The 4,413-nt window shown below is 61.3% G+C and carries 5 protein-coding genes; 1 reads left to right on the top strand and 4 read right to left on the bottom strand.

All coding sequences use genetic code 11. The features are described from left to right. Window positions 1-186 (top strand): hypothetical protein (locus ACZXDY_RS44930; RefSeq protein ID WP_464349898.1); only part of this gene is annotated, 186 nt, incomplete at its 5' end. Window positions 187-526: 340 nt separating this feature from the next. Here the strand turns inward: ACZXDY_RS44930 and ACZXDY_RS44925 are convergent. From ACZXDY_RS44925 to ACZXDY_RS44910, 4 genes are all read right to left on the bottom strand, one after another. Next, on the bottom strand, window positions 527-2,815 hold the full coding sequence (locus ACZXDY_RS44925; protein ID WP_464349897.1) for a DNA-primase RepB domain-containing protein: 2,289 nt from the start codon (window positions 2,813-2,815) through the stop codon (window positions 527-529). Window positions 2,816-2,920: 105 nt separating this feature from the next. Then, window positions 2,921-3,163: a hypothetical protein gene (locus ACZXDY_RS44920; RefSeq protein ID WP_155255680.1), complete on the bottom strand. Its 243-nt coding sequence runs from the start codon at window positions 3,161-3,163 to the stop codon at window positions 2,921-2,923. Between the two features lie 242 nt (window positions 3,164-3,405). After that, window positions 3,406-3,690 (bottom strand): helix-turn-helix transcriptional regulator, encoded by a 285-nt coding sequence (locus ACZXDY_RS44915; RefSeq protein ID WP_051397378.1) that lies wholly within the window; start codon window positions 3,688-3,690, stop codon window positions 3,406-3,408. Between the two features lie 417 nt (window positions 3,691-4,107). Continuing rightward, on the bottom strand, window positions 4,108-4,413 hold a 306-nt coding region (locus ACZXDY_RS44910; protein WP_464349896.1), incomplete at its 5' end, for a hypothetical protein.

Below are 4,413 nucleotides of genomic sequence, written 5' to 3'. Positions count from 1 at the left end.
GGCGGCCTCAAGCGCTTCGACGTCAGCATCGTCACCAAGCCGACCAGCCACCTTCAGCGCTGCAACAACCGGCGCTCGCGGGCTGAGATCCGCAGACTTTTGACTCCCGCGTTCCGTCGTGCCCGGGCACGGGCGGCACCAGCGGTTTCACTTCGGCCGGGAGGCGGGCGGAGCATGTCGACCTAGCTTTCATTTCCGCCGTGCACTGCCACCGCCGGGTGCGTTATTTTTGCCGGGGTGTCCGGCGCCCGCGCGATGACTTCCAACGTCTCCCCGGTCACCGTCGATCCGCTTGCATGGCCCGGCAGCGCCGCGACTCTCGCGGTCCTTCCACTCGCGACGCTGAGCCGCCCGGCGCCGTTTTTTGATGGTTGCTCCCGCGCCACCCGTCCGACCCGCCCAGCCTGCAGCTCCGGCATGTCCAGAAAAGTAAGTAACTGGAGACGGCTCACAGGCGCTCTCTCTTTTTAATACACTCATACACACACTTACTTACTTTTCTGGACATGGTGGCGGCGGCCGCACTTCAGAATGGCGGCGGTTCCGGTTCCGGTGGTGGCTGGCCGTCGCCGTAGAGCGGCGCAATGTTGACCTCATCCGCCAGCCGGTAGCGGCGATGCTGCACCACTTGGTCACCCTTCTCGCGCTCCTCCTCATGACAGATCAGAAGCCCGAGTATGTGCAGGGCTTGCAGGGTTCGGTCGGTGGTTGTGCGCGGCTTTTGCAGCCGCCGCCGGATATCCATGACCGGTGAGCCGAGCCCATCATAGCCGGGGTGGTTGGCAACATCCTTGAGCACGGCCAGCCGCAGCGGCGGCATGCTGTCGCGAGCGCAGCGCATCGTGAGATTCAAGGCCGCGTCGTGGTCCATACCGATAGCCATTGCGCCGCGCAGGACTTGGGTCAACTGCTTGGCGAGGCGTGTCGGTGCCTCTGGATCGTGGGCATCGATCACGTCGCCACGATAGTCGGTCTCGACGCCAGTCCGCGCCAGCGTCACGATGTCAGCTGCCTTCACGATCTTGTCTTCGTCGTCATCGGTCAGCTCATAAGGCGGCGCATTGACATCGATGTGGCTGACCAAGCCAGCCACGGCGTCCGCCATCTCCTGACGCATCGTGATCTCGGAGCCGGTATTGCGGATTGCGCGCCGTCCGTGGTCTTCCCGGCCTTTGCTGGAATCAGGGCGGATGGTGACGAAGCGGTCGCCCATCGTGGCAATCACGGAATGCGCCGTGTCCCACGCGGTGGTGCATGCGCCGATCACCACGAGGCGGCCTTCCCAGCTAAGGGTCTGACCGCCATCGGTGCCGACGTTGCGAACCCAACGGCCGTCATAAATCTCGCGGAGGGCTGCGAGAATGCTGCCCCTGACCTCCCGGGCAGCGCTGATGATCGAGGTGAAATCCTTGATCACCAGAATGCCGCGCTCGCCGATCACGCGAAGCAGGCCACCGGTCGCCGTTTTCGATTTCTGTTTCCGTGATGATGCCGACAGCAGCGCGCCGTCGCTGGCGATGGTCGAGACCACCAGCGCGCCAAGGCCGGTGACCGATTGCACCGTTTCGGTCTTCGCATTGCCGCTGCCTGAAATCACCAGCAGCCACGGCGGATCACCGGGCAAGCGTTCGCAGGCAGCAACAGAGAGCACCGCGTTCAATGCATCGATGTCGTAATCCTTGCCAAGCCAGCGGCGAAAGACCTCATGCACGTCGGCGAGCGTTTTCGGTTCGGCGTCCGGCATCGCCTGTGAGGACTTTGGCACAGTCGAACGCGGGTCTGCGTTCGTCATTTCTTCATCCCGCTCGCGCTGCTTCTCCTCGATCGCCTCCCGATGCTCCGCGATCCACTTGGTGCCATCGCGGCGAATGGCGCGCTCCTCTCTCACCCAATTCCAGCGCTCACTATACTCGCCAGCCGCAATGCGCGTCGCTTCCATCACAAGATCAACTACCTCATCGAGCGGATAGCCGCGCGAGAGCAGCGACGATGTCACCTTGATCTGAACCGGATGCACGCCGTATTTGTCGCCGCCCATGTAGATCATGCCGCGCAACAGGTCTTCGACATCGACATGTCGCCTGAAGCCGTACTTCTCGGCATAGCGCTCGTAGAAGGCGGGCTCGATCTCGCCAACCGACTTGGCGTGCTCACGTACCTTTACCTTGCGCAGGATCACCGGGCTGGCTTCGCTTAGCCATTCTTCGAGATCATCGAGTTCATAGCGGCGGCCGTTCTGCTCGACGATCTCCACCTCGGTCCATTCGCCGTCCTTGGTGTTGTGGGTGCCGGGCAACCGCATCAGCCGCGCGACCTCACAGCATTGCAAGTCACCACCGACCAGGTCGGCAAGCTGACGCAGCGCGGTTTCAATCCGCTCGATATTCTCTTGGGTGTCCACCGCTTCCTTGAACAGCCAATAGCAATGCAGCCCGTGACCGGAGAACACGATGATGCTCGGTGGATACCTCAGGCGCGCGAGCTGGCGCAGAACTTCAGCGCGATCAGGATCACCATCGAGGTTGCTGAAATCGATATCCGTGTGCAGGCAGGCGGTTTGGACGATGTTCTCTTTGGCGCGCCGCGCGCCTTGCTTGACGATGCCGGTGCAGAAGAACAGCCCGCGCTTCGGACGGTCCCACTTCGCGACAAATCCCGCGATGTGCGAGGGCACGCGCGTGGCGACCGTCCGTTCACCCGGCTCGGTTTCATCGTTGCGCTCATTGGGTAGCGAGCAGATGTAAACCGGCAGCTCGGAATCGAACATGGTTTCGAGGAAATCGGCGGCGATGGAGTTGATGTTTGCGGCATCCATGGCATTTGCATCCAGCAATGACTGATCATGACAGTGCGCGCTCTGCTGTTTGCGTTTTGCTGTTCAGCTTCGCCTGAGTGCCTGCGGAGCCGGGCAGTGGCGATTTTATTTGTTCTGCTGCTCGGGATCCTTCGCCAGGATCGCATTGCGCTTGATTTGGTCAGCGGCTTCGCCTTCGCGGCGTGCGGCTTCGCGTTCAATCAAGATTGCGGAACGACGGAGCGTCGCGACGATGGCGCGCATCGCGCTGGTGGTTGCGCTGCTGTTGGAAACGCCACGGGTCGCATGTTTGGTGACGAATAGAACCTGTTGGCAGATCAGGCCGACATGGCGGGCGAGATCAATCATCGCGCTCACCCGCGCTGTTGAGGCGGCTTGACGCCGGAATCGGTAGGACTATCTTGGCGTGATCCATGGTCGGCACCTCCATGCCGGAAGTGGTGTGATCATCGCCCGCCGCTTCGCCCCCAAAACGAGCGGCGGGCATCCTATTGTCGGTCTCGCTTACGCGCTCTCACCACTCTCGGCGCGGTTACGTTTGTGTTGCTGGGTGTCAATAAAACTGACACCCAAAAAAGAAGCCCCGGGTTTTAGGCCGGGGCGGGTTTCGGTATCGATTTGTTTGCTGTGCCTGGCGCAGGCGGCGATGGTCGCGGTTCGATCTTGGGCGAATCCCGTTGCGCCGCGCGTGCCGCGATCCAGTCGCGTATGTCGCCTTCCAACCAGCCGACAGCCGCCGACGAAGACAAACTGAAAGGCTTGGGGAACTGATCGCGCTGCACTAGCCGCCATAGCGTCGGACGCGATAATCCGATCAGGCGGCAGACCTCGCGGGCGCGAACGACGCGGGCAAGGTCAGATGATTGCTCGGGCATGATCCGGCTCCTTCGGCGGTAAGGTCAAAACGAGTGACCAGTTATGATGCTGATTGAATACGCGCGAGCGCGCCGCCTGTCTTCAGACGGGGACCGAGTTATCGTCGAGAAAATGCACGTGGCGTGATTTTGTTAACGATAACTCTGTTGCAGTGCGCTCGCGCGCGAGTGTCCGGTCTCGCAGAAGGCCCGTCGAAGCGGCAACGACGTTGCCGTCCGTGCCGGTGCGCTTTTCAACTGCGCCACGTGGCACAGTTGCCTTGCGAGTGCGCCGAACAGTATCTTAGACCTTGTTAGCTTGGCGTTAGCGCGGTCGGCGCGCCTTTTTGCTATGTGTTTGACTACTCAAGCCGAAATAGTATTTGACAAGTTTAGCGAAGCGTAACCCCACCGCTTCTCGAGCCTCAAACTCCACCGTCATTCCGGGGCGTGCGAAGCACGAACCCGGAATCCATCGCGCAACAGAGAAATGGATTCCGGGCTCATCGCTTCGCGATGCCCCGGAATGACGGGGGGACACATTGCGCAATCCTCTCCTCCGTCATGGCCGGGACAAGTCCGGGCATGACGGCGTCGTGTCATTCGCGCGATTTTCCTTAAGCCAATCAACGTGATTTGCCTTGTCCACCCCTGCAGCAAAAAACATTCCGCTTCCGTCGTCGGGCAAATCAGTGATTTAACTCCGCGCGTCTCACGGCGGATGAGGGGCGGCTCGCGATCGTC

The organism is Bradyrhizobium sp. LeoB3 (assembly GCF_055456055.1).
The sequence above is the reverse complement of the archived record's forward strand: the minus strand, read 5'-3'. Positions and strand labels throughout refer to the sequence as shown.